This is a genomic window from Halalkalicoccus jeotgali B3, assembly GCF_000196895.1.
Lineage (GTDB): Archaea > Halobacteriota > Halobacteria > Halobacteriales > Halalkalicoccaceae > Halalkalicoccus > Halalkalicoccus jeotgali.
In genome coordinates this window covers 1,438,860-1,464,159 of record NC_014297.1, presented here as the reverse complement: position 1 = coordinate 1,464,159, position 25,300 = coordinate 1,438,860, and the positions used below count along the sequence as shown (strand labels likewise).

Below are 25,300 nucleotides of genomic sequence, written 5' to 3'. Positions count from 1 at the left end.
GCCCGGCCATGAGCCTCGAAACGATGCGCCCGAACCCCGCGTGGGATCCCAATGCGCACGAACGCGAACTCGCCCCCTTCGAACGACACGCCGACGATCTCACCGTCCGCGTCTGGGGCGGGGACTGGTGTGGCGACTGCCGGGCCGTCCTGCCCGATCTGGGTGCCGCCATCGATGCCGCCGGTATTCCCGACGAGCAGATCCACGAGTACCCCGTCGAGAAGCTCGACGACGGCTCGAAGGAGGGCGAACTGGTCGAAGCGTACGGGATCGAACTCATCCCGACGGTGATCGTCGAGCGCGAGGGCGAGGAGGTCGCCCGGTTCGTCGAGAGCGAGCCGATCCCCGCCATCTCGTATCTCGCAGAACAGCTCCGCGAGCTCGAAGCCTCGGCCTAACTCGACTCCGCTGTTGGGGTCGCCGGATCGAGCTCGTCGGCCCACTCCAGGGCCTCCTCGATATCCGTGACCGGCGGCGAGCAGGTAAACGAGCGACAGACGTAGGCGGTCGCCTCGCCCTCGCGGGCCTCGCGATCCGCCCAGATCGGTGGCGCTTCTTCCAGCCCGAGTTCGTCGAGCCACCCTTCCAAGCCCTCCTCGGTCGGCGGCCGTCGCGCGAGGACCCGCCCCGGGAGGTACGCTTCGCCCAGCCGTTCGCGCCACTCCGTCGGAAGCACATCAGCGGCGACCGTCACCTCGAGCGAGCCGTTCTCGAAGCGGTCGGCGACCAGCGCGAGCGTCGCGTGTTCGAGCGGGTTCCCTCGGATCCGGTCGCCGTGTCTGGCGAGCACCCGCTCGACGATCCCCTCGAAATCGGCGTCGGCGAACTGCGACAGCGACAGCAACACGTCACAGGCGACGCCCAGACTCGACGGCGTCGACTGGTCGTTCAACTCCTGGGGCCGGGCGACGAGCTCCTCGCCCGCCTCGGGCGTGAAGTACAGCGTTTCGCGCTCCTCGTCCCAGAACTCCCGCTCGATCGCCCGCGCCAGATCGAGGGCGAACTTCAGGTGTTCGACGTCGCCGGTGGCCTGGTACGTATCGAACGCGCCGCGTGCGAGGAATGCGTAGTCCTCGAGATAGCCGTCGATCTTCACCTCTCGGTCCTTGAAACGCCGCGAGAGCCGCTTTCCCTCCGTGTCCCAGAGCTGTTCGCGAACGAATTCGAGCGCCTCGGCGGCTCGCTTCGCGTATGAGCCGTCCAGTGTTAGCCCGGCCTCCGCGAACGACGAGATCATCAGGCCGTTCCAGCCCGCGAGCACCTTCTCGTCGCGGCGCGGTCGCGGGCGTTCCTCGCGGGCCTCGAACAGCCTCCGCTCGGCCTCGACCAGCCGGTCTTCGACCTCGTCCTCATCGAGCCCGTACTCCTCGGCCAGCGACCCCACGCTCCGGGCGAGCGTCAGCACCGTTTTCCCCTCGAAGTTCCCCCGCTTGTCGACGCCGTACCGCTCGCAGAACAGCGCCGCGCGCTCCTCGTCGAGGACTTCCTCGACCGCCGCGGGCGTCCAGACGTAGAACGCACCCTCCTCGCGCTCGCCCGTTTCGGGGTCCTCGCTCTGGGCGTCGAGCGTGCTGTAAAACCCGCCGTCAGGATGCCCGAGTTCGCGCTCGACGAACGCGAGCGTCTCGCGGACGATCCGTGCGTACCGCTCCTGGCCGGTGACCCGGTAGCCCGCGAGGTAGCTCCGGGGAAGCTCGGCGTTGTCGTAGAGCATCTTCTCGAAGTGCGGGACGACCCACTCGCGGTCGGTCGCATACCGGTGAAAGCCGCCGCCGAGCTGGTCGTACATTCCTCTACTACCCATCGCGTCGAGTGTCTCGCGAACGACCTCGTCGTACGGCCCGCGCCCCGTGCGGTCGTACGCTCGGAGGAGTACTTCCAATCGGGCGGTCTGGGGGAACTTCGGGCCGTTTTGGCCGAACCCACCGTGTTCGCGATCCGCACCCCGGAGGGCGGCGTCCGCGGCCTCGATCAGGACCCCTTCGGGGCGCTCGCCCGCCTCAGGAACCTCCTCCAGTTGGTCCGTGATCGCCCGGGTCCATTGATCGGCGCGGTTCTCGATTTCCTCGCGGTCCCCCTCCCAGCTCTCGGCGAGGTTTCCGAGGAGGTCGCCAAAGCCCGGCGTCCCACGGCGCGATTCCCGTGGGAAGTACGTCCCGACGTAGAAGGGCCGGCCGTCGGGGGTGAGCCATACGGAGAGAGGCCACCCTCCCCTGCGGGTGACCAGCTGGCAGATCGTCTGGTAGATGCTGTCGAGATCCGGCCGTTCTTCCCGATCGACTTTGATCGGGACGAAGTTCTCGTTGAGCTGCTTCGCTATGTCTTCGTCCTCGAAGCTCTCCTCTTCCATGACGTGACACCAGTGACACGCCGAGTACCCCACCGAGAGGAAGATCGGCACGTCGCGCTCCTCGGCCTCCGCGAGGGCCGCGTCGTCCCAGGGCTGCCAGTTCACCGGGTTGTCGGCGTGCTGTCGGAGATACGGGCTCGCCTCCTCGTCGAGCCGGTTCCGGTCTGTGTTCATGGCTCGGCGTAGGAGGTCACGACGGGTAAACGTGGCCACAGGGCTATGCCTCCCGAGTCCCTATCGGAGCTATGGCCGACGACAACGACGACGGACTGGGCTCGGTCTCGGGGCTCCCGGACGAACTGGGGATCGACGACGATCTGGCGCGGGCCGATCAGCGCGCGACGGTCCGTGTCGAGTCCCGGCGCTACGGCAAGCCGATGACGCTCGTCGAGGGATTGGATCCGAAAGCGGTCGATCTGACGGAACTCGCCTCCCAGCTCAAGCGCGCGCTCGCCGTCGGGGGAACCGTCGAGGACGACCGGATCGAACTACAGGGCGAGCACGCGAAACGCGTTCCCGACCTGCTGCGCGAGCGCGGGTTCGAGGTGGCCTAACGCGTGTGTACGCTCATCTTCGCGTGGCAGGTCTTCGAGGACGCCCCCGTACTGATCGCGGCGAACAGGGACGAAGCGCTCGGCCGGCCCTCCCACCCACCGGGTCTGTACAGCGAAACCCCACGAATCGTCGCCCCGTGGGACGAGGAGGCCGGCGGGACGTGGATCGGCTCCAACGAACACGGGGTGGCCGCCGTCGTTACGAACCGGTGGCTGGATACCGAACTGGCCGCCGAGCGCTCCCGTGGCCTGCTGGTCGGCGAGGCGCTCGAACGAGAATCGGCGGAGGACGCCGCCCGGTTCGTCGAGCATTCAGTGAGAGAGTTCGAGTACGACGGGTTCAACCTCGCGCTGATCGACGCGAACGCCGCGATCTTGCTGGAGTGGAACGGCGGGCTTCGCGTCAGGAACTTCGATCCCGGCGTTCACGTCGTCGTCAACGTCGGCGCCGACGGCGACTTCGAAATCCCCGCTGAACGGGCCGAGTTCGCGGAACGACAGGCAGAAAGCGCCCGGCGGGCACGCGAGGTGCTCCGGCCCGACCCCGGCGAGCGCCCCCGCGAGTGGCACGAGCGGGCGGTTGCTGTGCTGCAAGACCACGAGTACACCTTCTGTGTTCACGCCGACGAGTACGGCACGCGCTCCTCGTCGCTGATCCGCGTGAACGCGGACGGCACTACCGAGTACCGGTTCGCCGACGGCCCGCCCTGCGAGACGGCTTACGAACCCATCGACACCTAAGCGGTCGGAGACAGCAGGCAGCGTTCTTATCAACGAGCCGATCGGAGTACGGGTATGGTACTCGATACCGTGATCGTGTTCCTGATCAGTTTGCTGGTCGGGAGTCTAGGGATCTACGTCGGGGTCAGTCTCGCGACGAACGAGGCGATCGGCTTCGGGGGAGCGACGTTGACCGCGCTGGCCGGCGCGCTCGCGTGGGGTCTCGTGAGTTTCTTTCTCGGATGGCTCCCGCTGGTGGGCGCGCTGTTGGCGCTTCTGGCGTGGGTCGGCGTCATCAACCTCAGACACTCGGGCGGGTGGGGCACGGCGGCTCTGATCGGGGTCGTCGCGTGGCTCGTCGCCGGGGCCGTGCTCTACGCGCTCGCGATCGGGGGGCTGGTTTCGGCCTCGGCGGTCGGAATCCCGGGGGTCTGATTACTCGCTCGCGTCGACCATCGCGCCGAAGGTCTCCTCGGCGTCGGCGGGGACGTCGAAGTCGTGGTAGTGTTCGCCCTTCTCCTTGGAGAGGATGTCGAGTGCGGCGGCCGCGCCATCGCCCGCCGAGATGACCGCCTGCCACTCCTCCGTCCGCCCCATCGCGCCCGTCGCGTAGGCGTCCTCGACGCTCGTTTCCATCGAGACGTCCACGTCGACGACGCCCTCGTCGGTGAACTCACAGTCGAGGTCCTCGGCGAGGTCGCGGTTCGCGCCGGTCGCGAGGATCACGTACTCGGCCTCGTACTCCCCGTCGTCGGTCGTGATCGAGAACCCGCCGTCGGCGGCCTCGACGCCTGTGACTTCCTCGCCTTGCTTGCGGTCGACCCCGAAATCGTCGACCTGCTGGCGGGCGGTCGCCATGAACGCGCTGCCGTCGACCGAGCCGATCCCGAGGTAGTTGAACAGGTGGGCCTTGTGCATCCACGTCCCGTCAGTGTCGAAGACGACGGTATCGAGCCCGTTTTTCGCGGTGAACAGGGCCGCGCTCAGTCCGGCCGGACCGCCGCCGACGATCGCTACGTCCGTCATGTGATAGCGAACGGGGAGTTTGACTATAAACCTACTGACGGCGGCCGATACATCGGCCAGCTGGATATTGATAATTATTAAATACCCCTTATCCGTGATGGCAAACGGAATGTTCGACGCTACCGTACTGCAGTTAGGTGGGCAGGGGCCCCTCGTTTCGCTCCTGGCAGGAATCGTAGCGATCATCATCATGTTGATCGTCTTCGACTTGCCCCCGTTTATCGCGCTGGTCGTCTCGGGGCTGGTCGTCGGAATCGTCACACCACAGATCGTCTTCGGCGAGGTGCCCGCCGAGTTCGCCACAGCGTTCGGGAACAACATGGCCGGGATCGGGATCCCGATCCTGATGGCGGCGGTCATCGGCAAGTCGATGATCGAAAGCGGGGCCGCTGATCGCATCGTCCGCGGGTTCAATTCATTGTTCGGGGAGGGCCGATCCGAAATCTCGCTGTTCGGGAGCAGTTTCGTGATCGCGATCCCGGTGTTTTTCGACAACGTCTTTTACCTGCTCGCGCCGCTGGCGCGGGCTGCCCGTTCCCGGACGGGCGGGGACTACACGCTGTTTATCGTCGCCATGGGCGTGGCCGGTGCGACCACCCACGGGTTCGTTCCGCCGACGCCCGGCCCGCTGCTGGCGGCCGCCGAGGTCGGTGCCAACCTCGGGACGACGATCCTCGTCGGGATTCTGGTCGGGCTCCCGACCGCGCTCGTCGCCGGGCTCGGCTACGGGCACTTCATCAATCGCCGGCTCGACATCCCGCTGCGCGATGCGATGGGGACCGACGTCGAGGAACTCGAAGAGAAGGTCAGCAGGCCGACCAGCGCCCTTCCGGGGCTGTTCGAGTCGCTGCTTCCGATCCTGCTCGCGGTCCTGCTCGTGGCCGCGAATACGGGCGTCGAGACGTACCTCGGTGAGGAGAGCGGGGCCGCAAGTATCACGGGCTTTTTCGGCGATCCGAACTTCTCGCTGACGATCGCCGCGCTGGCGGCGGCGTTTACGTTCTACCGGATGAGCGACCTCACCGAGGAGACCTTCTCTGACGAACTCACGGAGGCGCTCAAAAGCGGTGGAAACATCGCCGCGATCACCGCCGCCGGTGGTGCATTCGGGGCGATGCTGGCTGCGGCGGGCGCGGGCGAGTACATCGCGAGCGGGCTAGAGAACATCGGGTTCGGGCTGCTCGTGACCGCGTGGGTGATCGCCGCCGGCGTGCGCCTCGTCCAGGGGTCGGCGACGGTCGCGATCGTCACTACGGCCGGCATCGTCGCACCCTTTACCGGCCAACTGACGGTCAACACGGCCTATCTCGTCATGGTGATCGGCGCGGGCGCTACCTTCTGCTCGTGGTACAACGATTCGGGCTTCTGGATCGTCAAGGAGATCGGGGGGCTCACGCAGGCGGAAACCCTTAAAACGTGGACGGTGGCGACGATCCTGATCGGGGTCGTCGGTCTGCTGGCGACGCTGGTCATCTCGACGGTGCTGCCGCTTGCCTAAGTAGGTCGAAATTCGCCTATAAGCGGCTTTACGATTCTTCGGCTCGGTTGTGATCCCGATTGTCCGACACTCCTCTGAGAAAATAGTCGAGAATTCGTACGAAGTGAACGAACCGCGCCTAAGCGATTGTAATGATAATATAAATTTATTGACTATTCTTTCTAAAACAGGGGTCAGTGCGAATACTCGCTTCTTTGACTCTAGTTCCTGATTCTTTTGTAGCGGCTGGGGTGCCCAACAGAGTAGAAAAGATCTGATAGCCATAATCTACTTGTTCTCTGAAAGGAGTATTCGTTCAATGTCCTCCACAGTCCGCGAAGCGATAGTGAGTGAGCCATCGGGCCGCCGCCATGCAGCAGTGATGTTCACGAGCGCGCTCTTCTTTTCGATCCTCTACGTCTATAACGGGGCGGCCGGTGGGTTCTCATCGGCCAGTTGGTTGTTGTTCATGGTCGTTGGGACCGTTCTGTCGGGTATTGCCGAGTCCCTTCTGGCGGGCCGATGGCGAGCGGCCGGTCTACTGCGTGTCATAGCGGTTCTCGTGTTGTTGTCCATGCTGGCAATCGTCGTCTTCGCACCCGATCTCATTGTTGGGGGCCGGTAGGAATCCCACTGAGGGCCGTCTTCTGCACCCACGAACGGGTTTCAAGCGACCCACGCCCACCGTAACCTCGCTATCGACCGGTCGATTCGGGCTAGTATCTGAAAAACAGGAAGTCAACGGAGCGATCGCTGCGTTATCGCATGTCGACTTCGCGCTTCTCCCAGTCCTTCTCGAAGAGGTTGATCGTGTGGACGCCTGCCTCAGTGTAGGCGTGTTCCTCGACGACCTCGTGGTCGAGGTCGATGCCGAAGCCGGGACCCTCCGGTACCTGCACGTAGCCGTCCTCGACTTCGAGGGGCTCGGTCAGGAGGTCGTCGACCCACTCGACGTCGTAGGTCTGGAACATCTCCTGGATCAGGAAGTTCGGCGTCGCAGTACAGAAATGCGAGTAGATCGCGCCCGCGACCGGGCCCTGTGGGTTGTGCGGGGCGACGCTGACGTGGTCGGCCTCCGCGAGGCCCGCGATCTTCTTGCCCTCGGTAATACCACCGGTGTTCATCAGGTCGGGCTGGAAGACGTCGACGTCCGTGCGGGTGACGAGTTCGAAGAAGTCGTGTTTGGTCATGTGGCGTTCGCCGGTCGCGACCGGAATCGGGGATTTGTCGGCCACCTCGGCGAGGCTGTTGATCGAGTCCGGCGGACAGGGCTCTTCGTACCAGGTGGGATCGAACTCGTCGAGCTTGCGCGCAATGTCGATCGCTTGAGCGGCCGAAAAGCGCCCGTGACACTCGATCAGGAGGTCGATGTCCGGGCCGACGGCTTCCCTGACTGCCCGAACGATGTCGACGGAGTGATTGACGTCCTTTTTCGACATGTGCTGCCACGCCGTTCCGAAGGGATCGAACTTCATCGCGTCATACCCATCGGCGACGACGCGCTCTGCGGCCTCGGCGAACCCGTCGGGCTCGCCCTGCGTGTCGGTGTACCAGCCGTTGGCGTACGCACGGAGCTCGTCGCCGTGGACCTGCCCGCCAAGCAGGTCGTAGACCGGCGTCTCCAGCAACTTGCCTTTGATGTCCCAGCAGGCCATGTCGACGGCCGAACAGACGGTGGTGTTGATGACGTTCTTCGAGAACCACTCGTCGCGGTACATCTCCAGCCAGATCGCCTCGGTGTCGAAGGGGTCTTTGCCGACGAAGAAGTTCGACATCTCCTCGATGGCGGCGGCGACGGTACGGGGCTTGTCGTGGGTGGTGGCCTCGGCGAGGCCGGTGACGCCCGCGTCGGTTTCGAGTTCGACGAACACCCACGGTTTCCAGGGGTTCGCGACGATGTACGTCTCGACGTCCGTGATCGTTACGTCCTCCATGCTCGATTGGGCCACTCGATTCGGGAGTAGTAATACTACCGACGCCGCCTGGCCCTGCGACCGGCGGGCTCCGCGGAAGGGCAACCTTTACCCCGTGGCCCGCGCCTCACTCAGCCATGTCAGAGACGGTGTTGCTGGTCGGCGGGGGTGGGCGCGAACACGCCATCGCGCGGGCGCTCGAGGGCAGCGACTGTGAACTCTATGCCTGTGCCGGCAACCGCAACCCGGGAATCGACCGGATCGCAGCGGGATTCGAGACGTTCGATACGACGAACACGAGTGCCGTGACGACCTACGCCGAGGAGGTCGGTGCGACCCTCGCCGTGATCGGCCCCGAGGCACCCCTGCAGGCGGGCGTGGCCGACGCGCTCTCGGACGCGGGGGTCTTCCCGTTCGGCCCGAGCGCCGAGGGGGCCAAAATCGAGACGGACAAGGCCTACCAGCGCCGGTTCATGCGCGAACACGACATTCCGGGTTGTCCCGAGTTCGAGACCTTCGAGAGTACGGAGGACGCCTGTGCGTACATCGATTCCTCCGAAGCCGACCTCGCGGTGAAACCCGCCGGCCTCACCGGAGGGAAGGGCGTGAAGGTCATCGGCGATCAGGTCGACAAGGAGGGCGCGAAGGCGTACCTCCGCGAGGAGACCTACGACCGAGTCGTCTTAGAGGAACGCTTCGTCGGCGAGGAGTTCACCGTTCAAGGACTCGTCGCGAACGGTTCTCTCAGAGTGACCCCGGCGGTCCAGGATCACAAGCGCGCCTACGAGGGCGACGAGGGGCCAAACACCGGCGGGATGGGGTCCTACAGCGACGCGGGCCTCGAACTCCCGTTCCTGACCGAAGACGAGTACCGAGACGCCGTCGGGATCCTCGACGAGACGGTCGCGGCGCTCGGCGATTATACGGGGGTGCTCTACGGGCAGTTCATGCTGACCGCCGACGGGGTGAAGGTCATCGAGTACAACGCCCGCTTTGGCGATCCCGAGGCGATGAATACCCTGCCCGTGATGAACACGGATTTCCTCGACGTACTGGTCGCCGCCCGCGAGGGCGAGGACCTGCCCCAACTCTCGTTCGCCCCGCGCGCGACGGTCTGTAAGTACGCCGTCCCCGAGGGCTACCCCGACGACCCGCAGGGAGGTACCCCGATCGAGGTCGACGAGGAGACCGTGGCACAGGCAGCGAGCGCCACGGTGGAAACGAACGGCGACGCCCGGCTGTTTTACGCCAGCGTGGACAGCAGGGACGACGGGGTCTACACCACCACCTCGCGGGCGTTCGCGGTCGTGGGGATCGCAGAAACCATCTCCGAGGCCGAGGGGATCGCCGAGCGCGCCCTCTCGAACGCTGACGAGGGCGTTCGGATCCGCCACGACATCGGCACCGAGGAGCTAGTGCAATCTCGCATCGACCACGCGGCCGAACTGCGCGGCGAGTAGCCCGGCGTACGCAGGGACAACGACGAGGGACCTCCCCGTGGTGACACGTCGCATGGACGATCACGGACGAACCCGCGACGAATCGCCGTGGCTCGCGACGACCGACGGCCCGCGATTCTCGGCGCTTTCGGGCGACCGGACGGTCGATGTGGTGGTGATCGGAGGGGGTATTGCGGGACTCTCGACTGCCGTCCACCTCGCCGAAAGCGGAACGGACGTCGCGGTGATCGAGCGCGACCGGGTCGGCGCGGCGGTGACGGGCCACACCACCGCGAAGGTCACCTCCCAGCACGGCCTGAAGTACGACCACCTGCTCGAAACCGTCGGCGAGGAACGGGCCCGCCAGTACGCCGAGGCCAACGAGGCCGCCCTCGCGGAGGTCGCCGAGCGAAGCGAGGAATTCGACGCCGAGTTCGAGCGACGGGACGCTTACCTCTACGCCGAGGACTCGGCGGGACGCGAGCAGGTCCGCGAGGAGGCACGGGCGGCAGGCGGGTTGGGACTGCCCGCCGAGTTCGTCGAACCTAACGAGCTCGATCTCCCCTACGACACTGCTGGCGCGGTCCGGTTTTCCGAGCAGGGGCAGTTCCACCCCCGGAAGTACGTCCTCGGGCTGGCTGAAGGCGTCGAGGCGGCGGGCGGCACCGTCTTCGAGGAAACGCGGGCGACCGACCTCGAGGTCGGTGAGCCCTGCGAGGTCACGACCCAAAGCGGGGTCGTCGCCGCCGACGCCGTCGTCTGTGCGACGCACTTTCCCGTGTTCGACCGCGGCGGTTACTTCGCGCGAATGGAGACGAAACGCTCGCACGTCATCGGGGTGCGGGTCGCGGGTGACCCCCCAAAGGGGATGTACTACAAGGCGGGCGATCCCTACCGCTCGATCCGCGTTCACCGGTTGGACGGCGAACCGCTCGTCCTCGTGGGCGGCGAGAACCACGAGACGGGACGGGGAGGGTCGACGAAAGAGCGCTACGAACGCCTCGCGGAGTTCGCCCGCGAGCACTTCGACGTTCGGGAAATCGCCTATCGTTGGTCGACCCAGGACTACAAACCGTTCGACGGGGTGCCCTACATCGGTCGGCTCGGACCAGTGGGCGAGAACGCCTACGTCGCGACCGGCTTCGGTGGCTGGGGGATGACCGGCGGCGTCGCGGCCGGCCGGATCATCGCGGGACTGATCGACGAGGGCGAGCATCCCCAGCAGGACGTGTTCTCGCCCGCGCGGATCACCGAGAAGTCGGCGGCGTCGTTTCTGACCCACAACGCCGCGGTCGGCGCGAACTTCACCGCCGACTGGGCACGCTCGCTTTTGGCCGGCGAGGAGGCGACGCTGCGCGCGGGCGAGGGGACCGTGATAAAGACCGACGACGGGCCGGTCGGCGTCTCGCGATCCGAATCGGGCGACCTGCACGCCGTCTCGGCGGTCTGCCCGCACATGAAGTGTGTGCTTCGCTGGAACGACGGCGAGGCCAGTTGGGACTGTCCGTGTCACGGCTCGCGCTTTACCCCCGAGGGACGGGTGCTCGACGGGCCGGCGATCGAGGACCTTCCGCGCCGAACGGCACGGGAGAAGTGACTGGGACGTCCCCCACGGCCGAGACGGGATCGACTCCGAGCGATCACGCTAGTTCAAGGGGCGCTCGGGCGTACGGGGGGCCGTGAGCGACGAGACTACGCCCCGCCACGACCGCGTGACCCGCCACCCGACACCGGGTCGTGCGAACTCGCTGTGGCACTGGCCCGACGCCCGCCACCCCCTCCGGATCGTCATCAACTACCTCGCGATCGTCCTCGCCCGGCATTCGCCGAGCCTCCGGGTGAAAAACTGGCTGCTCAGACGGATCGGCGTCACCGTCGGCGCGGGTGTCTCGTGGGGGCTCGAATCGACCCCCGACGTCTTCTGGCCCGATCTCGTGACCGTCGAGGACGGCGCGATCATCGGCTACGACGCCACCCTGCTCTGTCACGAGTTCCTCCAGGAGGAGTATCGCACCGGCCCCGTCCGGGTCGGCGAGCGCGCCATGATCGGCGCGGGCGCGGTCGTGCTGCCGGGCGTGGAGATCGGTGCGAGCGCGAGCGTCGCGGCGAACTCGCTGGTCGTCGAGGACGTGCCCCCGGGTGCGACCGCCGTCGGCGTTCCCGCCGAGGTTCGGGAGCCGAGCGAGTAATGGCCCCGTCCCGCTACCGGCGTTTGCTCGCACCCTCCTCGAAGACCGTTCTGTTGGGAACGATGTACTCGGTGCCGTCGTCCTCGATGCGGGTGATGAACAGTTCGACCTCCTGGATGACACCCTCCCGCTCGCCGATCCGTACCCGATCGCCGATCCCGTAGGGCTGGTTCAAGAAGAGGTACAGTCCCGCCGCGCCCGAGGCCAGCAGGTCCCGGCCCGCGATCCCGACGAGAAAGACCAGCCCGAAGACGTACACCGTGAGCAGAATCAACAGGGCAGTGGTGGCGACCCCCAGTTGGCCACACGCGATGAGGACCGCGACGTAGATGACGCTGTACTTCGCGACGGTCCCGACGAGGCCGACCTCGGGGAACTTGACGCTTCGCAGGCGCTCGTTGATCAGGACCTCGACCTTGTCGCCGGCGATGATCCCGACGATGACCACGAACAGCGCGATGAACGCCCGGGGGAGCAACCACGTGAGCTCGGCGAAGAAGAGACTCACGTCGAGGATGCCCGCGACGTAGAGCGCGAGCACCAACCCGACGCCGTAGACGAACCACGAACTCAGACGCGAGACGACCGAGACGGTCGAACTCCCGAGCCCCTGGGCGGTGCGTTCGAAGGCCGTCCCCTCGACGGCGTCGCCGACGCCGATGGCGGTCAGCACCTGTTTCAGTAGCTGGCCAAGGACGTATCCGAGCACGACGACCGCGACGAACACGACGAGTGCGAGCACCAGCGGTTCGCGCAGGAGCGATACTTGCATCAATACTCCTCCGGATCGATCTCGAGGACGAGTTTTCCGCCCTTGAACGCCCGTACCAGGCCGTCGGATTCCGAGAGCACGATCGAGGTAGCGTTCGTGTCCCGGGTGATCGCGCCGCCGGCCATGTGCCTAGCGCCCAGCCCCTTCGGGATGTCGATGCCCTTCGCGTCGGGTTCGAGATACCGGTAGGCCGAGACGATCTTGCCCGAGTCGCTGATGACGAAGGCGCCGTCGAGCCGGGAGAACTCCTTGAGCATGACGTTGACGATGGGGTCGCCGACGTGGACGTGGGACTTCTCGAAGGGGTTGTACGAGAGGGGCCGGGACTTGTTCATCACGTTGCCCGCGTCCCCCACGACGAAGAGCGCGCCGACGGGTTTGCCCTTCTGGCCCTTCTTGCCCAGATCGATCGCGACCTCCAGCACGCTCCGGATGACGGTGGGTTCGGCCCGCGAGTTGACGAACAGGTCGTAGAGATCAGAGTGGACCGACTCCTCGGCGCGCACCCGCGAGACGGTATCGATCTCCTCGCCGAAGACGCCCATCGCACAGACGACGACGTCACCTTCTTCGATATAGCCGTCCCCGACGGCCGCGCCGACCCCGAACTCAACGAGGTCGTCGATGTCCGTAAAGTCGAGCGGGATATCGACGAACGCGTCGGCGCCGACGGCGTTCTCGGTTCCGACGACGATCACGTCGACGTCGAGGTCCGCCTCGACGAACCGCTCGTATAAGGATCCCGTGGGCGAGAAGAGCGCGACCGCGTCCGCGTTCTCGACGATGTCGGAGAGGAGCTCGGAGACTGTGTCCATTGTTCAAAGACACTCAGCGCGCGCGAAAAAGCGTTGTGGACGGTCTCGGGCCGTCCGACGGGTGGCTGACGCGTTCCTGCCGAACGCTTTTGTGCGTCTCCGCGAAACCGTCCGATACGATGGTTGCCCTACTCGCGATTATCAAGAAGGCGGCGACGTTCGGCTACAAGAAATACGGGATCCCCGGCGCGCTCGTCTCGGTCGTCCTCGCCCTGTGGGGCTACCGGTTCGTCAAGAAGGCGTTGGGCGGGTCGAAGTCGTCGAACTGACGGCGACCGACGCCGCTCGTTTTTCATGCGCGGGACCGGATTCGAACCGGCGGACCCCTACGGGACAGCGTCCTAAGCGCTGCGCCTTTGGCCTGGCTCGGCAACCCGCGCGCACAACGCACTTCCCGAGAACACAGTAAAAACCCGTCGCTGTCGGTCCGTCGGTCCGGGAGTTTAACTCCGATGGCGCCCAATCGGAGGTGTGTATCGCGCGAGCGACAGGGTACGGAACGAACGCTGGCTTGCCGCTCTCGGACGGGCGGCCGACGACCTCGATATGGGGAGCGACGCGCGCTCGACCGCGGAGGACCTCTTTCTCTCGACGGCCCCCGACGCCGAACGCTCGAAACCCGCTGCCATCGCCGCGAGCCTCTATGCCGGCGGGTTGATCGCGGGCGACAGACGCTCGCAGGGAGCGGTCGCCGAGGCGGTCGGCGTGACCCGACTGACCGTCCAAAAGCGCTGGAAACCGCTGCTCGAAACGGCAGGACTGGAACCCCCGACGTGGTGACGCCGACCGGGACTGCCGGTAGAGTTTTGTCCGAGTGTGCCAAACGAGGTAGCATGTGTCACTGCTTTGGCTCCGTCGAGGGGATGAGCGAGCGAGAGCGCACCGAGGTGCGCGAAGAACACTCCATCGAGGAACTGCGAGGCGAGTATTCGAGCGAGGACCTCGAACGGCTGGGCGTCACCGCGTAGGCGGAGTGTTTTCGATCGGCTCAGCGTTCGCGACCGCGCCCGTCGCGGTCGGGCGTTAGCCGGCCGTGTTCGTCGATCTCGCCGTCGACGATGCGCGTACTCGAGATGATGTCGCCGTCCTCGGCGCGGAGGTGATCGACGACGACGAGTTCGAGGGAGTCGTGGCCCCGCTCGCGCCGGAGGTCGTTGATGCGCTCGCCGCCGGCCTCGGTCTCGGGAGAGACGATCAGCGCGTCGAAGCGGGGCCGGGTGGCGATACCCGTCGGCTCTTCGAGTTCCAGGACCTCGTACTCGCGGCCACGGTCCTCGGCGAGCGCCGCGAGTTCGGTTTCGAGATCGGCCCTTCGCTCCTCGAACGGCCGGACGTAGCGGTCCTCTCGGCGGGTCTCCGGTGCGAGTTTGTCACTCGTCAGGCCGACGGTGACGTCACCGAGTTCGAACGCGCGCTCGAATAGCGCGCGATGACCGTCGTGTACGGGGTCGAACGTCCCGCCCAGCGCAACCTGCATACCGGGGCGATGTGAGCCGGTGGCTTAGTGGCTTCGGAAGGGCTACTTCTCGACTTCCTCCGCGTCGTCGCCGTCGTCCTCACCCTCATCGTCGGTGTCGTCGACGGTGATGGTGATCGGCCGACTCGCCTCGCTTCCATCCTCCGTGAGGTACTGGTCGAGGTTGAAGACGGTGTTGAGTTCGTCCTGAACCTGATGAACGATCCCGCCGACGAGTTCGCTTGGCGCGATCGCGGTGTACTCGTAGGGGTTGTTGCCCGCGCCCTCGCTCTCTCGCTTTTCGCGGGAGACGTTGCCCTCCTCGTTGAGTTCCGCAAGCGCCTCGCGGACGGTGCTCGGATACAGACCCGTCCCCCCGGCAATCTCCTCGCTGGTCGAGCCGGGGTACTGCCGGAGGTAGACGTAGATCCGCGCGCGCGTTTCGGTGTCGAGCACCCACGCCAGCAGGTCGACGATCCCCTTATCGAACTCCTCGACCGCGCGGTCGGCGCCCTCCCCGATTCGCGTGCGGGCGTCCGTTCCCTCCTCCGTGTCGATCGTCACCGGGATCTCCTCGCCGTCGTCTGGGTCGTTTTCGGACATGTCCTCTCTGGAAGGACGAAAGCCAGCCCCGGTAAAAAGTCTTGTCTACAGGACGAGCGACTCGTAGAGCGCTTCGGGGCCCGATTCGCGGCGGATCCGTCGCTGGCGGCTCGCACCGCTCTCGGCGTCGTAGAGCCGACCGATCCCCGAAACGTCGAGCCGATCACACTCCCGGTCGACGACCTCCGAGAGCGAGATGACACCCGAGTGGTCCCGGTCGATAAACGAGGCCGCGTGGCCGTAGCGCATCGCACGCCACTTGTTCTCATCGAGGAGTTCCCGGCGGTGATCGTAGCCGGCCTCGCCGTCCCGCGGACCGTGTCCGCTCGACCGATACGCGGCCCACGGGTCCGCGCGGTCCTCGTAGCGTTCGGCCAGATCGGTCACCAGCGCGTGGACGTACTCGACGAACGCCAGCACGTACTCGGGGTCGGCCTGTCCGTCGGGGGTCCGTACCTCGACGGTGCCGTGTTCCGAGTGGGGCCGCACGTCGTACCACAGCTCCCCGCGATCGTTGATCGAGCCCCGCTCGACCAGCAGGCGCTCGAACGTGGCGAACTCCTCGAAGCTCTCGAACGACGTGGGCATCCCGGTGTTGGGTAGCCCTTCGAAGACCTTCGCCCGCGCCGAGGCCAGGCCGGTGTCGAACCCGTTCCAGTAGGGCGAATTGGCCGAGAGTGCGAGCATGATCGGGAGGAACCAGCGGATCTCGTTTGCGACCCAGACCGCCTTGTCGGCGTCGTCGACCCCGACGTGGACGTGCAGACCCGCGGTGGTGTTTCGGTGCTGAGGGTACTGGATCCGGTCGAGCTGGGAGCGATAGCGGGGTTTCTCGGCGTGGTCGAGTTCGCGCCACTTCGCGGCAGGGTGAAGGCCCGCGGCGGCGATCCGGTAGCCGTGTGCTGCGGCATACGAAACGAGCGTGTCCCGGACCTCCCGGAGCGCGTCGCCGGCTTCGGGGAGCGATCCGATGATCGGCGTCTGGGTCTCGATCACGCACTTGAACAGCTCGTGATCCAGACGGTCGGCGAGAACTCCGGGAGGGTCGTTCGCGTAGACCAGTTCGTCGGTCCCCGAGACGGGCCGACCCGATTCGTCGACGACGAAAAACTCCTCTTCGATCCCGAGGGTGCCCATCCGCTCGAAGTTCTCGGCCGAACCCGTCTCCATCGGAACCGGGTTCGGCCCCCGCGAATAAATACCCCCTGTTATATCCGCGGCCGGGCGACCACGGCGAGGTGATCCTCGTGATACGGTTCGAGACGCTCGGTTTCGAGGACCTCGTAGCCCTCGGAGAGCCGATCCAGAACGTCCGAGAACACGTCGCCGGGATCGCGGGTCACGTCCTCGCTTCGGGCCTTGACCGCCGCGAGGAGTCGCCCATCGTCCGCGAGGAACTCCCGATTCCCGAGCGCCACGTCGGCCTGTCCGCGGGTCGCCACGTCCTGAATCACGGCGTCGACGTCGCGCTCGACGACGTGGGCGTAGGTTTCTGGCTTTCGAGCGTCCTTCAGCAGGGGAAAGAGGTTCCTTCGATCCTCGGCGACTCCCACGAGGTCCCGAACGGGGCGGGGTGCGAACTCGACGGCGTAGGTGGGACCCGAAAAGTCCGCGACGTGGCTCACGGTCGTGCCACTCGCCGCCCCGAGATAGAGCACCGTAGGCTCGTCGGGAAGCCCGAGGTCCATGCCTTTCTCGATCATTGCACCCACCTTCGAGCGATGGGGATCCCATGCCCGCCACCCGTCCTCGACCGGCTCGCCGTAGACCGCCTCGCCACAGGTCGCGAGGCGTTGCCGGCCGTCGAACTCCCGCTCCTCGACGCCCTCGGTGAGGTTCATGATTCCCCCCGTGCCTGGATGGTCGCGATGCGCTCGTCGAGTTCCTCCTCGAGTTCGGGCCGACGATCCCCGGCGTAGTGGTCGACCCGCGCGGCGATGGTGAGTTTGCCCGCAAGCGCCCGGGCCGCAGAGCCCCGATCCGCGTGGCGAGTGCCCCGGACGTACTCGTGGGTGTAGATGACCCCGTGTTTCGGCGAGGGGGCATGACCCCGGAGATGGGCGAACAGCGCGTCCTCGGCGCCGAGCACCTGCAGCGTGCCGCTTGGCTTTTTGGCGAGTTCGCCGAGTCCGCCCGCCAGCGCGATCAGTCGGGCCGCCAGTACGGGGCCGGCGAGGGCCGCGAGGTTCGGCGCGGCCGTCGGCGTGGCTCGCTCGATGAACACCCGCAGCGCCTCGGCCTCGTCGGCCACCTCCACCGTCCGGACGGCGAGGGCGATCGCGCGCTCCTCGGCCGGTCCACGGGGCTCGCGGTCGGCCAGCCGGCGGGCGTACTCGACGCCCGATCCCGACTCCGAAAAGAGGCTCCCGCCCCACTCGGCGACCCGCTCAGCCAGCTCGTTTGCGATCCGGTCGGCGTCGTCCATCGCCCGCACGGCGTGAACGAGCTGAGCGTCGTCGGCCCGTTCGCGCTCGCGGACCGCTTCGCTGGCGGCGTCGATCGTCACCTCCCGAAGGCGCTCGTAGTACTCCTCCGTGTCGGTTGCAAACCCGCTCTCGACGGCAATCGTCGGCCACTCGTCGGGAGCGTCGGCGCTCCCATCGCGGATGGCGCGGACGGCTCCCTCGGGGTCGTCAGGGTCGATATCGGCGAACCATCCCTCGCTCATGGGGCCGCTACTCGGCCGATCGGGTAAACCCCTCCGACTTCCCGTCCGGCGGTGTGACCGCCCGCCATGGAAGACCTCACAGTGACCATTCCTGGCCGCGACGCGTAGGTCGTCTGACTCGCGTTCGGGAGAGCAGGCCGTCCCGTGGGCTCGGGCTCGGATGGCACGCCCCCTCATCGCCCCCCGACGAGCGGATGGGTTTAAGTAATATAGCCGATACGTTCCGACAATGACCGCGCGAGGCGACCCATGAGCGACGAACAGGTGCGGGTCGGGACCGAGGGCGACGGCGAGCGCGTCGAGATGCCGGTCGTCCAGCTCCTGACGGGCCGGGGATTTATCACCGGCAAGAGCGGGAGCGGGAAGTCGAACACCGCGAGCGTCGTCGTCGAGGAGCTGCTCGAAGCGGGCTATCCCGTCCTCATCGTCGATACTGACGGGGAGTACTACGGACTCAAAGAGGAGTACGAACTGCTGCACGCCGGCGCCGACGAGGAGTGTGACATCCAGGTCGGCCCCGAACACGCCGAAAAAGTCGCCGAACTCGCCTTGGAGCAGAACGTCCCCACCATCCTCGACGTCTCGGGCTATCTCGATGAGGCGGCTGCGAACGACCTGCTGCGCGAAACCGCCCGCCACCTCTTCGCCAAGGAGAAAAAGCTCAAGAAACCCTTCCTGCTGGTCGTCGAGGAGGTCCACGAGTACATCCCCGAAGGGGGCGGCATGGACGAGACGGGCCGAATGCTCATCAAGATCGGCAAGCGCGGGCGCAAACACGGCCTGGGCATCGTCGGGATCAGCCAGCGCCCCGCCGACGTGAAAAAGGACTTCATCACGCAGGCGAACTGGCTGGTCTGGCACCGTTTGACGTGGGACAACGACACAAAAGTGGTGGGTCGGATCGTCGGCGGCGAGTACGGCGAGCGCGTCGCGGAACTCGACGCCGGCGAGGCCTTCCTCCAGACCGACTGGACCGACGGGGACGTCCGGCGGGTGCGGTTCAAACGGAAACGCACGTTCGACGCGGGGGCGACCCCCGGCCTCGACGATTTCGAACGACCCGAACTCAAGTCGGTCAGCGACGGGTTGGTTGGGGACCTCGCGTCGATCACCGCGGACCAACAGCGCGAGCAAGAGCGCGTCGCCGAACTGGAGCGCGAGCTCGCCCAACGGGACCGGCGGATCGACCAGCTCGAACGCGAACTGGAGTCCGCCCGCGACGTGAGCGAGGCGGCCAGTCGGATGGCGGACGCGCTGTCGGGCTCCGGGTCGATGCCGCCGGCACAGGCGACCCTCTCCGAGGCCACAATGGACGAGGAACTCGAGCGACTGCGCTCGGAGAACACCGCGCTGGAGGCCGAGATCGAGGAGCTACACGGGCGGCTGGCCGATCCGAGCCCCGAGGCGGAACCAGGGCAGTCGTCGGGTAGCGTCGAGGACGCGGACGACGATACCGAGGCCGCGGGGATCGCCGCCGAGATCGAGGCCGCGAGCCGCCGGTCGCTCTGTAGCGAGGCCCAGACGTGGGCCGTCATCGAGGCGCTGGCCGAGCGCGATGGGGCGACGGCCACGGAGGTCGGTCGGGCGGTGTCGGCGCCGTTCCAGCACGTCTGGACCCTGCTGATGGAGCTTCGCGAGTGTTCCTGTGTCGAGCGACGCTCGGACGGGATCTACACCCTCTCGCCGACCGCGCGGGAACTCGTCCGCGAGAGCGCCGACCCGCTTTCGGTCTGAGGCGAGGACTTACCTCGGTGGGCCGAATCCGCTCGGACATGCAGGTCACTGACGACGCGGGGATTCAACGGATCACCTTCGACCGCCCCGACGCCCTGAACGCCTTTACAACCGACGCCGCGGCCGAACTCGCCGACGTCCTGTCCGGCGCCGACCCCACCGAGTTCGACGCGATCGTACTCACGGGCGCGGGCCGGGCGTTCAGCGCCGGCGGCGACGTCGAATCGATGGCCACCCGCGAGGAAACTCCCGAGGAGGCCTACGAGCGCATCGACGAGACGTTCGGTCGGCTGGCTGAGGAGGCACTCTCCTGTCGGGTGCCGATCGTCGCTCAGGTCAACGGCGACGCCGTCGGAGCCGGTATGGCCATCGTCGCGCTCACCGACTTCGCCTACGCCGTCGAGTCGGCTCGCTTCAGCGCCGCGTTCGTCCGCGTGGGGCTGATCCCCGACACCGGCGGGACCTTTCTGTTGCCCCGGCTCGTCGGCCTGCGAGCGGCGAAGGACCTGGCCTTTACGGGCCGGTTTTTCGATGCCGGGGAGGCGGCCGACCTCGGCCTAGTCAACGGGGTCGTCGGGGAGGACCAACTGGACGACCGGATCGACGACCTGCTCGACACCCTCCGGGAGCGCCCGACGAGAACCATCGGGCTCGCCAAGCGGACGATCCACGCGAACCTCGGACGCGGGTTCGAGGAGGCGCTCGACTACGAGAACGTCGTCCAGTCACAGGCCTACGGCACGCAAGAACACGGCGAGGGCGTCGATGCGTTCCTCGCGGATCGCGACCCCGAGTTTCACTCGTAGAGGAACTCGCGGATCCCGCCGTCGAACTCGCCTCGACGGTCGAGGACCGCCTCGTGGCCGGCCTCCTCGATCTCGACGAACGCGGCCCCGGGAATCCTCCGGACGGTTTCGCGGTAGTGCTCCCTGGTGAAGAAGGGGTCCTCGGTCCCGCCGATCACGAGCGTCGGGACCTCGATATCGACGAGACGGTCGGTCGCGTCGTGGGCGAGACAGGCGTCGGCCGAGACGAGGAAATCCCGGCGGTCGACGGGCGGGGGCGAGCCGAGACGGCCGTAGAGGCGGGCCGCCCCCCGGACGACCGGCCCCCGGAGGCCGACCGCGACCGCGCCCGCGGCCTCCTCGTAGATCGGCCGGAACTCCCCGCGGTCGGCATGTGCGTGCCAGCGCTCGACGACCGTGCGTCCGTGTTCGCTCAGTCGGGCCGCGGCCAACCCGAGGATCGCGTGCTCGAGGAGGTCGGGGCAGTCGGCCGCGAGGTGCTCGACGAGAAACCCGCCCATCGACAGGCCCAGCACGTCCGCGGGGCCGACCTCCTCGAGGACGTTCGAATACCCCGCCGCCAGATCGCGCGTCGAGGCGTTGTCGGGGAGGCCGGCGGGACGGCTCACCATCGCCACCGTGTGCCGACCCGTATAGCGCTCGCAGTAGGTCGCGACCAACAGGCTGAACCACCACCGGTCGGTGACCCGACAGAGTGGGTCGTTGAGGCCCGGAATCACGAGCAGGGTTCGCGGGCCGTCGCCGACGGCGACGTAGGGGTGGTTGGCCCACCGACCACGACGGAGGGGGGTTCCGATCACTGCTCGCCACCTCGGGCGGGTCGGTCGGGCGAGGGACGCCTCATACCCGATGGTCGTCGGGACGGACCAAAAACCGTCGCCCGACAGGACTATTCAGCAGTGATCGGATGCTGAGGTATGGGTGACCGGTTCGACGCGCGTTCCCGGCAGGCGACGCTGTACGTTGCGCTCGGCGCCGTCGGCGGGTTCGTGACGGTGCTCCTCGTGGGGTTCGTCCTGTTCGCGATGGAGGCGCTTTCGCCCGTCTCGGCGCTCCTCGGCGTCGCGCTGCTGGCTGGCCCGGGGCTCGCCCTGTGGCTGGTGGTCCGGAACTCGGATCAGCGCCCGGCGAGCGACGAGTTGCACGCCATCCCGCTTCTCCAGTTGGTTTCGCTCGCGGAACGACTGGATCGGCGAATCGCAGGGCTCGCGTTCGTCCTCGGCGCGCTCGGTCAGTTCGTGCTCGTCTCGGTATCGCCGCCCGTGTCGCTGCTCGCGCTGCTCGCGGGCCTCGTCGCGATGTGGACGCTCGATCCGGCACCCGCCCGCGGGCGACGCGAGTCCGGCGGGCGGTCAGCCCCCGAAACGACACTCCCCGCCGGGCCGTCCGGTCCCTTCGCGCGAGCGCTCGCGGTCGTCGTCGGTAGTATATTCGCGGTCGTCGGGCTCGCGCTGGGGTGGTCGTTTCTCGCGCGCGGCCTGAGCGCACCCACAATGGAGGCGCGATTTCTCACAGGGCTCGGGATCGGGTCGGTGACGATGCTCCTGTTTGGTGGCCTCTTCATGGCTCTCGGGCTCGGAATCGACCGCTGACCGGGTCCCTCGCGATCCGTCCTGCAACAGTTGGTGTCAACTAGACACCTATATTATCCACTATGATTTACATAATACACAAAGTATTTATTCGTAGACCTCCTCGAAAAAATCGCCGTCAAGGAGACGGCCGTTGTGCCTGTCAGAGGCCACCCCCCCCCTCCCCATCGCACTCTCGATGGCGATTCGACGCCATCATCTGTACGCGGGTGATCCGCTTTCCCCCCCACCCCGGATCACCGCGCCGACCGGAAGCCGGTCGGCGGTCGCGTACACCGTTTTGGAACAAGCTACGATACAGCGACGACGCCGCGGGTTATTCGCCCGCCTGTTCGCGGACCGCCGTCGCGAGCGGTGCGGCTAACACCGGTCGGTCCTCCTCGTCCCGCCGGAGCAGCGGTTCGCCGTCCAGCGCTTCCTCAAGGGTGCCGACGCGCTTTTTGACCGTTCGTTCGGTGTAGCCCGTCTCCTCGGCCAGTTCCGCCGTCGAGAGGGGTTCTCCGGCGTTCGCGAGCGCTACCGCGATATCGTACTCCGACTCTCGGTACTCCGTCGCCATCTTCTCGGCGAGTGCGGTCAACTTTGCGGGGATCTCCTCGGTTGCCATACCTCCTCTGAGGGTAGCGACTATGTAAAACCTATACTGTTGCGACGAGCGCGCCAACGAGAACCGCACCCACGGAGAGGAGCAGGTTCGAGAGCGCGTACACCCCGGCCAGAGCCTCCCGTTCGTCCTCCACGAGTCGGACCGTATCAACCGAGAACGACGAGAAGGTTGTGAACGCCCCGCAAGCACCCACGCCGACGAGTAGGGCGGGCCTCTCACCGACCCCGGCGAACGTCACCCAGCCGAGGGCGAAGCTCCCTAAGACGTTGACAGTGAGCGTTTCGAGGGGGAACTCGCTGCGAGGACCGACGACGAGTCCGACGAGGTATCGTAACACCGCCCCGGTCGCCCCACCCATACCGACCAGCAGCGCGTCGATCATCGCCACTCACCCAGGGCGAGTCGCCGGCCGAGGACGACGGCGACAAAGCCACAGGCGTAGTTCCCGAGCACGTTGAGAACCCCCCACGCGGGCGAGGCCTCGGTCGTCTGAAGGGCGAACGTGCTGTAGGTGGTGTACGAGGAGAGAAACCCGGTCGCGACGAACAGTCGCGTCTCCGGTGAGATCCGCTCGGTGGCGGCCGCGGTGTAAAAGACGTACCCGAGGGCGAGACAGCCGGTGACGTTGGCGAGGAACGTCCCCGCCAGCCCCGGCCCGAGTAGCGCCACACCGTATCGGGCCATCGCGCCGAGGAAACCGCCGGTCGCGACGAGCGCGAGGGTGGCCGGTCGGGAAGCCATCGCTACTCGATCCGTGAGGTCACCAATAAAATGGAACGGTTTCGACGCTACAGGCCGCCCTGTCGGCGAGCGCGGTCGCGCTCGGTCAGGCTCTCGATCAGCGGGCGGGTGGCCTCGATGGCCGCCCGCGTCCTCGCGGGGTTGCGCCGCACGAGATACCAGAGGGCACTCGCAACGGTGAGGGCGGTGACGAACGTGATGACGATGGCGCTACTGATGGCGACCGGGATGAGTGCAGCAATGAGTGTCACGCTGATGCCATTGATGAACAGTAACGCCCCGGCCAACAAGAGGACCCTGTTGATCGCGGCAGTTGCCCCGCCGGATTCCGGATCGGGCCCGTGCCGTCCGGTGGTTCGACGGGAGGTATGGTCTGCAAGCGAGTCCATACCCCTACCCTCTTGTGGCACCCTCTTGAAACTCAGTCAGCTATCCGTCAGACATTCGTGTTTCATTCAACGAAACTGGCGGTTGAATCACACCCGATCCGAGCGCCCGCCAGGCGCGATCCTCGGTCGGGGGCGCGGTCCGGCGGGTCGATACCCGACAGTATACGGTTCTCGGGTGGCTCCGTCCGAGGTATGATCGGGAAAGTCGACCCCGACCGCCTCGAAGGCGTCTTCTCGCAGACCGGCGCGCCCGACGACAACGTGCTGGTCGGCCCGGCCTACGGCGAGGACACCGCTGCGATCCGGATCGGCGAACAGTTGCTCGTGGTCAACACCGATCCCGTCTCGCTAGCCGCAGAACGCATCGGCGAGATCGGCGTCCACGTCGCCTGCAACGACGTCGCCGCCTCGGGCGGGGAACCGCGCTGGCTGACCGCCGCGGTCTTCCTGCCCGACGAGTCGCTGCTCGATCCCGTCATAGAGCAGCTCGATACGGCCGCCCGGGGGGCTGGCGTGGCGATCGTCGGCGGTCACACGGAGTACGCCCCCGAACGCGACCGGCCGCTTCTTACCCTTACCTGTCTGGGCCTCGCCGACGAGTACGTGCCGACCGGTGGCGCGAAACCGGGCGACAGCGTGCTCCTCACAAAGGGCGCGGGCATCGAGGGGACGGCCATTCTGGCGACGGACTTCCGGGACGAACTCGACCTCCCCGAACCCCTTCTCGACCGCGGCGAGGCGCTCTTTGCCGAGTTGAGCGTCCTCCCCGAGGCCCGACTGCTGCGCGAGGACGCGACCGCGATGCACGACCCGACCGAGGGCGGACTGATCGACGGCGCGCTCGAACTCGCGGTCGCTTCGGACGCCTGCGTCGAGATCGAGCGCGACCGGGTGCCGGTTCGTGACAGTACCGAGAAACTCTGTGGGGCGATGGGCGTCGACCCGCTGAAGATATTCGGCTCGGGGGCGCTGCTCGCGACGATACCCGAAGAGCGAGTCACGGAAGCGCTCGACGCGCTCGCGGCGGCAGGGATCGAGGCTGCGGCCGTCGGTAGAGTTACGGAAGGCGAGCCCGCCCTCGCGCTCGACGGCGAGCGGATCACCGAGCCGGTTCGCGACGACCTCTACGGGCTATGGGAGTAGCTCGGCGCGGAGCTCGTCGGGATCGACGCGATACTTGAACGCCGGCCTGTCGTCGACGAGCACGTACGGAACGCGCTCGCCGTACTCCTCGGCGAGGCCCGCCTCGTCGACGTCGATGGACTCGATCTCGACCGACCGGTCGACCCCGCTCGCCACGTCCTCGATCGTCCGAATCGCCTCCGAGCAGAGGTGGCAGTTCTCGCGGGTGTAGACGGTGATGACGGTTGGCTCGCTCACACTCGTCGCTCGTGCGGGACCGACAGGGCCGTTTCGGTTCGCGGCCGGGTGGTTCACAACCGACAGAAT

32 protein-coding genes and 1 tRNA gene are annotated in these 25,300 nt (G+C 66.7%); 16 read left to right on the top strand and 17 right to left on the bottom strand.

Going from position 1 to position 25,300, the window contains the following annotated elements:
• Window positions 1-8 precede the first annotated feature (8 nt).
• A complete protein-coding gene (locus tag HACJB3_RS07600; RefSeq protein ID WP_008417679.1) occupies window positions 9-398 on the top strand; it encodes a thioredoxin family protein in 390 nt (129 codons plus the stop codon).
• Here HACJB3_RS07600 and HACJB3_RS07595 read toward each other — a convergent pair.
• Window positions 395-2,524, bottom strand: coding sequence for a thioredoxin domain-containing protein (locus tag HACJB3_RS07595; RefSeq protein WP_008417681.1), 2,130 nt, complete (start codon window positions 2,522-2,524; stop codon window positions 395-397). The two genes, HACJB3_RS07600 and HACJB3_RS07595, sit on opposite strands and share 4 nt — an antisense overlap.
• A 71-nt stretch (window positions 2,525-2,595) precedes the next feature.
• On the opposite strand from HACJB3_RS07595, the gene yciH reads away from it, so the two are divergent.
• The 3 genes from yciH to HACJB3_RS07580 are packed head-to-tail and all read left to right on the top strand — an operon-like array spanning window position 2,596 to window position 4,059.
• Window positions 2,596-2,904, top strand: a complete 309-nt coding sequence (yciH, locus tag HACJB3_RS07590; RefSeq protein WP_008417683.1) for a stress response translation initiation inhibitor YciH — start codon at window positions 2,596-2,598, stop codon at window positions 2,902-2,904.
• 3 nt (window positions 2,905-2,907) lie between these two features.
• Window positions 2,908-3,645: an NRDE family protein gene (locus HACJB3_RS07585; protein WP_008417685.1), complete on the top strand. Its 738-nt coding sequence runs from the start codon at window positions 2,908-2,910 to the stop codon at window positions 3,643-3,645.
• Window positions 3,646-3,699: 54 nt separating this feature from the next.
• Complete coding sequence (locus HACJB3_RS07580; RefSeq protein ID WP_008417687.1) at window positions 3,700-4,059, top strand: hypothetical protein; 360 nt, start codon at window positions 3,700-3,702, stop codon at window positions 4,057-4,059.
• Here HACJB3_RS07580 and HACJB3_RS07575 read toward each other — a convergent pair whose 3' ends face one another.
• Entirely contained in the window at window positions 4,060-4,650 is a 591-nt protein-coding gene (locus HACJB3_RS07575) for an NAD(P)/FAD-dependent oxidoreductase (RefSeq protein WP_008417689.1), read from the bottom strand. It lies immediately after the preceding gene.
• Window positions 4,651-4,747: 97 nt separating this feature from the next.
• On the opposite strand from HACJB3_RS07575, the gene HACJB3_RS07570 reads away from it, so the two are divergent.
• The gene (locus HACJB3_RS07570; protein WP_008417692.1) at window positions 4,748-6,148 is read left to right on the top strand and encodes a GntP family permease; all 1,401 of its coding nucleotides are present in this window, start codon (window positions 4,748-4,750) and stop codon (window positions 6,146-6,148) included.
• 298 nt (window positions 6,149-6,446) lie between these two features.
• Complete coding sequence (locus HACJB3_RS07565; RefSeq protein ID WP_238532742.1) at window positions 6,447-6,752, top strand: hypothetical protein; 306 nt, start codon at window positions 6,447-6,449, stop codon at window positions 6,750-6,752.
• A gap of 133 nt (window positions 6,753-6,885) precedes the next feature.
• Here the strand turns inward: HACJB3_RS07565 and HACJB3_RS07560 are convergent, their stop codons facing one another.
• The gene (locus HACJB3_RS07560; protein ID WP_008417696.1) at window positions 6,886-8,061 is read right to left on the bottom strand and encodes a mandelate racemase/muconate lactonizing enzyme family protein; all 1,176 of its coding nucleotides are present in this window, start codon (window positions 8,059-8,061) and stop codon (window positions 6,886-6,888) included.
• A gap of 116 nt (window positions 8,062-8,177) precedes the next feature.
• Here HACJB3_RS07560 and purD point away from each other — a divergent pair, with 116 nt between their 5' ends.
• From purD to HACJB3_RS07545, 3 genes are all read left to right on the top strand, one after another.
• Window positions 8,178-9,500, top strand: coding sequence for a phosphoribosylamine--glycine ligase (gene purD / locus HACJB3_RS07555; RefSeq protein ID WP_008417698.1), 1,323 nt, complete (start codon window positions 8,178-8,180; stop codon window positions 9,498-9,500).
• 52 nt (window positions 9,501-9,552) lie between these two features.
• Window positions 9,553-11,076 carry an FAD-dependent oxidoreductase gene (locus HACJB3_RS07550; RefSeq protein WP_008417700.1) on the top strand — a complete coding sequence of 508 codons (1,524 nt, stop codon included), beginning with the start codon at window positions 9,553-9,555 and terminating at the stop codon, window positions 11,074-11,076.
• A gap of 82 nt (window positions 11,077-11,158) precedes the next feature.
• Entirely contained in the window at window positions 11,159-11,668 is a 510-nt protein-coding gene (locus HACJB3_RS07545; protein ID WP_008417702.1) for an acyltransferase, read from the top strand.
• Window positions 11,669-11,681: 13 nt separating this feature from the next.
• Here HACJB3_RS07545 and HACJB3_RS07540 read toward each other — a convergent pair whose 3' ends face one another.
• Together HACJB3_RS07540 and dacZ are read right to left on the bottom strand one after the other, a co-directional pair.
• A complete protein-coding gene (locus HACJB3_RS07540) occupies window positions 11,682-12,440 on the bottom strand; it encodes a mechanosensitive ion channel family protein (RefSeq protein ID WP_008417703.1) in 759 nt (252 codons plus the stop codon).
• Window positions 12,440-13,255, bottom strand: coding sequence for a diadenylate cyclase DacZ (gene dacZ, locus HACJB3_RS07535; protein WP_008417705.1), 816 nt, complete (start codon window positions 13,253-13,255; stop codon window positions 12,440-12,442). Before dacZ ends, HACJB3_RS07540 begins: the two co-directional genes overlap by 1 nt.
• Window positions 13,256-13,374: 119 nt before the next feature.
• Here dacZ and HACJB3_RS20160 point away from each other — a divergent pair, with 119 nt between their 5' ends.
• Window positions 13,375-13,524 (top strand): hypothetical protein, encoded by a 150-nt coding sequence (locus tag HACJB3_RS20160; protein ID WP_008417707.1) that lies wholly within the window; start codon window positions 13,375-13,377, stop codon window positions 13,522-13,524.
• 26 nt (window positions 13,525-13,550) lie between these two features.
• Here the strand turns inward: HACJB3_RS20160 and HACJB3_RS07530 are convergent.
• Window positions 13,551-13,635, bottom strand: a tRNA-Leu gene (locus tag HACJB3_RS07530).
• Between the two features lie 91 nt (window positions 13,636-13,726).
• Here HACJB3_RS07530 and HACJB3_RS07525 point away from each other — a divergent pair.
• Together HACJB3_RS07525 and HACJB3_RS21035 are read left to right on the top strand one after the other, a co-directional pair.
• On the top strand, window positions 13,727-14,035 hold the full coding sequence (locus HACJB3_RS07525) for a hypothetical protein (protein WP_008417709.1): 309 nt from the start codon (window positions 13,727-13,729) through the stop codon (window positions 14,033-14,035).
• A gap of 53 nt (window positions 14,036-14,088) precedes the next feature.
• Window positions 14,089-14,223 carry a hypothetical protein gene (locus HACJB3_RS21035; RefSeq protein ID WP_008417710.1) on the top strand — a complete coding sequence of 45 codons (135 nt, stop codon included), beginning with the start codon at window positions 14,089-14,091 and terminating at the stop codon, window positions 14,221-14,223.
• 20 nt (window positions 14,224-14,243) lie between these two features.
• Here HACJB3_RS21035 and HACJB3_RS07520 read toward each other — a convergent pair whose 3' ends face one another.
• Genes HACJB3_RS07520 through HACJB3_RS07500 form a run of 5 tightly spaced genes read right to left on the bottom strand, consistent with a single transcriptional unit; the run spans window position 14,244 to window position 17,982 of the window.
• Window positions 14,244-14,732, bottom strand: a complete 489-nt coding sequence (locus HACJB3_RS07520) for a phosphopantetheine adenylyltransferase (RefSeq protein WP_008417711.1) — start codon at window positions 14,730-14,732, stop codon at window positions 14,244-14,246.
• A gap of 42 nt (window positions 14,733-14,774) precedes the next feature.
• Complete coding sequence (locus HACJB3_RS07515; RefSeq protein ID WP_008417712.1) at window positions 14,775-15,314, bottom strand: winged helix-turn-helix domain-containing protein; 540 nt, start codon at window positions 15,312-15,314, stop codon at window positions 14,775-14,777.
• Window positions 15,315-15,359: 45 nt separating this feature from the next.
• Entirely contained in the window at window positions 15,360-16,484 is a 1,125-nt protein-coding gene (locus tag HACJB3_RS07510; protein ID WP_008417713.1) for a glutamate--cysteine ligase, read from the bottom strand.
• Between the two features lie 38 nt (window positions 16,485-16,522).
• Window positions 16,523-17,155: a fibrillarin-like rRNA/tRNA 2'-O-methyltransferase gene (locus HACJB3_RS07505; RefSeq protein WP_008417714.1), complete on the bottom strand. Its 633-nt coding sequence runs from the start codon at window positions 17,153-17,155 to the stop codon at window positions 16,523-16,525.
• Window positions 17,152-17,982, bottom strand: a complete 831-nt coding sequence (locus tag HACJB3_RS07500; protein WP_008417715.1) for an NOP5/NOP56 family protein — start codon at window positions 17,980-17,982, stop codon at window positions 17,152-17,154. Before HACJB3_RS07500 ends, HACJB3_RS07505 begins: the two co-directional genes overlap by 4 nt.
• 249 nt (window positions 17,983-18,231) lie before the next feature.
• Here HACJB3_RS07500 and HACJB3_RS07495 point away from each other — a divergent pair, with 249 nt between their 5' ends.
• Window positions 18,232-19,716 (top strand): ATP-binding protein, encoded by a 1,485-nt coding sequence (locus HACJB3_RS07495; RefSeq protein ID WP_008417716.1) that lies wholly within the window; start codon window positions 18,232-18,234, stop codon window positions 19,714-19,716.
• A 38-nt stretch (window positions 19,717-19,754) separates the two neighbouring features.
• Complete coding sequence (locus tag HACJB3_RS07490) at window positions 19,755-20,522, top strand: enoyl-CoA hydratase/isomerase family protein (RefSeq protein WP_008417717.1); 768 nt, start codon at window positions 19,755-19,757, stop codon at window positions 20,520-20,522.
• Here HACJB3_RS07490 and HACJB3_RS07485 read toward each other — a convergent pair.
• A complete protein-coding gene (locus tag HACJB3_RS07485) occupies window positions 20,513-21,322 on the bottom strand; it encodes an alpha/beta fold hydrolase (protein WP_008417718.1) in 810 nt (269 codons plus the stop codon). The genes HACJB3_RS07490 and HACJB3_RS07485 overlap by 10 nt on opposite strands.
• Window positions 21,323-21,439: 117 nt before the next feature.
• Here HACJB3_RS07485 and HACJB3_RS07480 point away from each other — a divergent pair, with 117 nt between their 5' ends.
• Window positions 21,440-22,114: a hypothetical protein gene (locus tag HACJB3_RS07480; protein ID WP_008417719.1), complete on the top strand. Its 675-nt coding sequence runs from the start codon at window positions 21,440-21,442 to the stop codon at window positions 22,112-22,114.
• Between the two features lie 316 nt (window positions 22,115-22,430).
• On the opposite strand, the gene HACJB3_RS07475 is transcribed toward HACJB3_RS07480, so the two are convergent.
• From HACJB3_RS07475 to HACJB3_RS07460, 4 genes are read right to left on the bottom strand one after another with little or no spacing between them, the layout of a single operon-like run.
• The gene (locus HACJB3_RS07475) at window positions 22,431-22,721 is read right to left on the bottom strand and encodes an HTH domain-containing protein (RefSeq protein ID WP_008417720.1); all 291 of its coding nucleotides are present in this window, start codon (window positions 22,719-22,721) and stop codon (window positions 22,431-22,433) included.
• 31 nt (window positions 22,722-22,752) lie between these two features.
• On the bottom strand, window positions 22,753-23,103 hold the full coding sequence (crcB, locus tag HACJB3_RS07470) for a fluoride efflux transporter CrcB (protein ID WP_049934368.1): 351 nt from the start codon (window positions 23,101-23,103) through the stop codon (window positions 22,753-22,755).
• Window positions 23,100-23,462: a fluoride efflux transporter FluC gene (locus HACJB3_RS07465; protein ID WP_008417722.1), complete on the bottom strand. Its 363-nt coding sequence runs from the start codon at window positions 23,460-23,462 to the stop codon at window positions 23,100-23,102. Before HACJB3_RS07465 ends, crcB begins: the two co-directional genes overlap by 4 nt.
• A gap of 47 nt (window positions 23,463-23,509) precedes the next feature.
• A complete protein-coding gene (locus HACJB3_RS07460; RefSeq protein ID WP_008417723.1) occupies window positions 23,510-23,851 on the bottom strand; it encodes a hypothetical protein in 342 nt (113 codons plus the stop codon).
• Window positions 23,852-24,043: 192 nt separating this feature from the next.
• Here HACJB3_RS07460 and HACJB3_RS07455 point away from each other — a divergent pair, with 192 nt between their 5' ends.
• Window positions 24,044-24,994, top strand: a complete 951-nt coding sequence (locus tag HACJB3_RS07455; protein WP_008417724.1) for an AIR synthase family protein — start codon at window positions 24,044-24,046, stop codon at window positions 24,992-24,994.
• Here HACJB3_RS07455 and HACJB3_RS07450 read toward each other — a convergent pair.
• A complete protein-coding gene (locus HACJB3_RS07450; protein ID WP_013199451.1) occupies window positions 24,983-25,231 on the bottom strand; it encodes a glutaredoxin family protein in 249 nt (82 codons plus the stop codon). The two genes, HACJB3_RS07455 and HACJB3_RS07450, sit on opposite strands and share 12 nt — an antisense overlap.
• Window positions 25,232-25,300 lie beyond the last annotated feature (69 nt).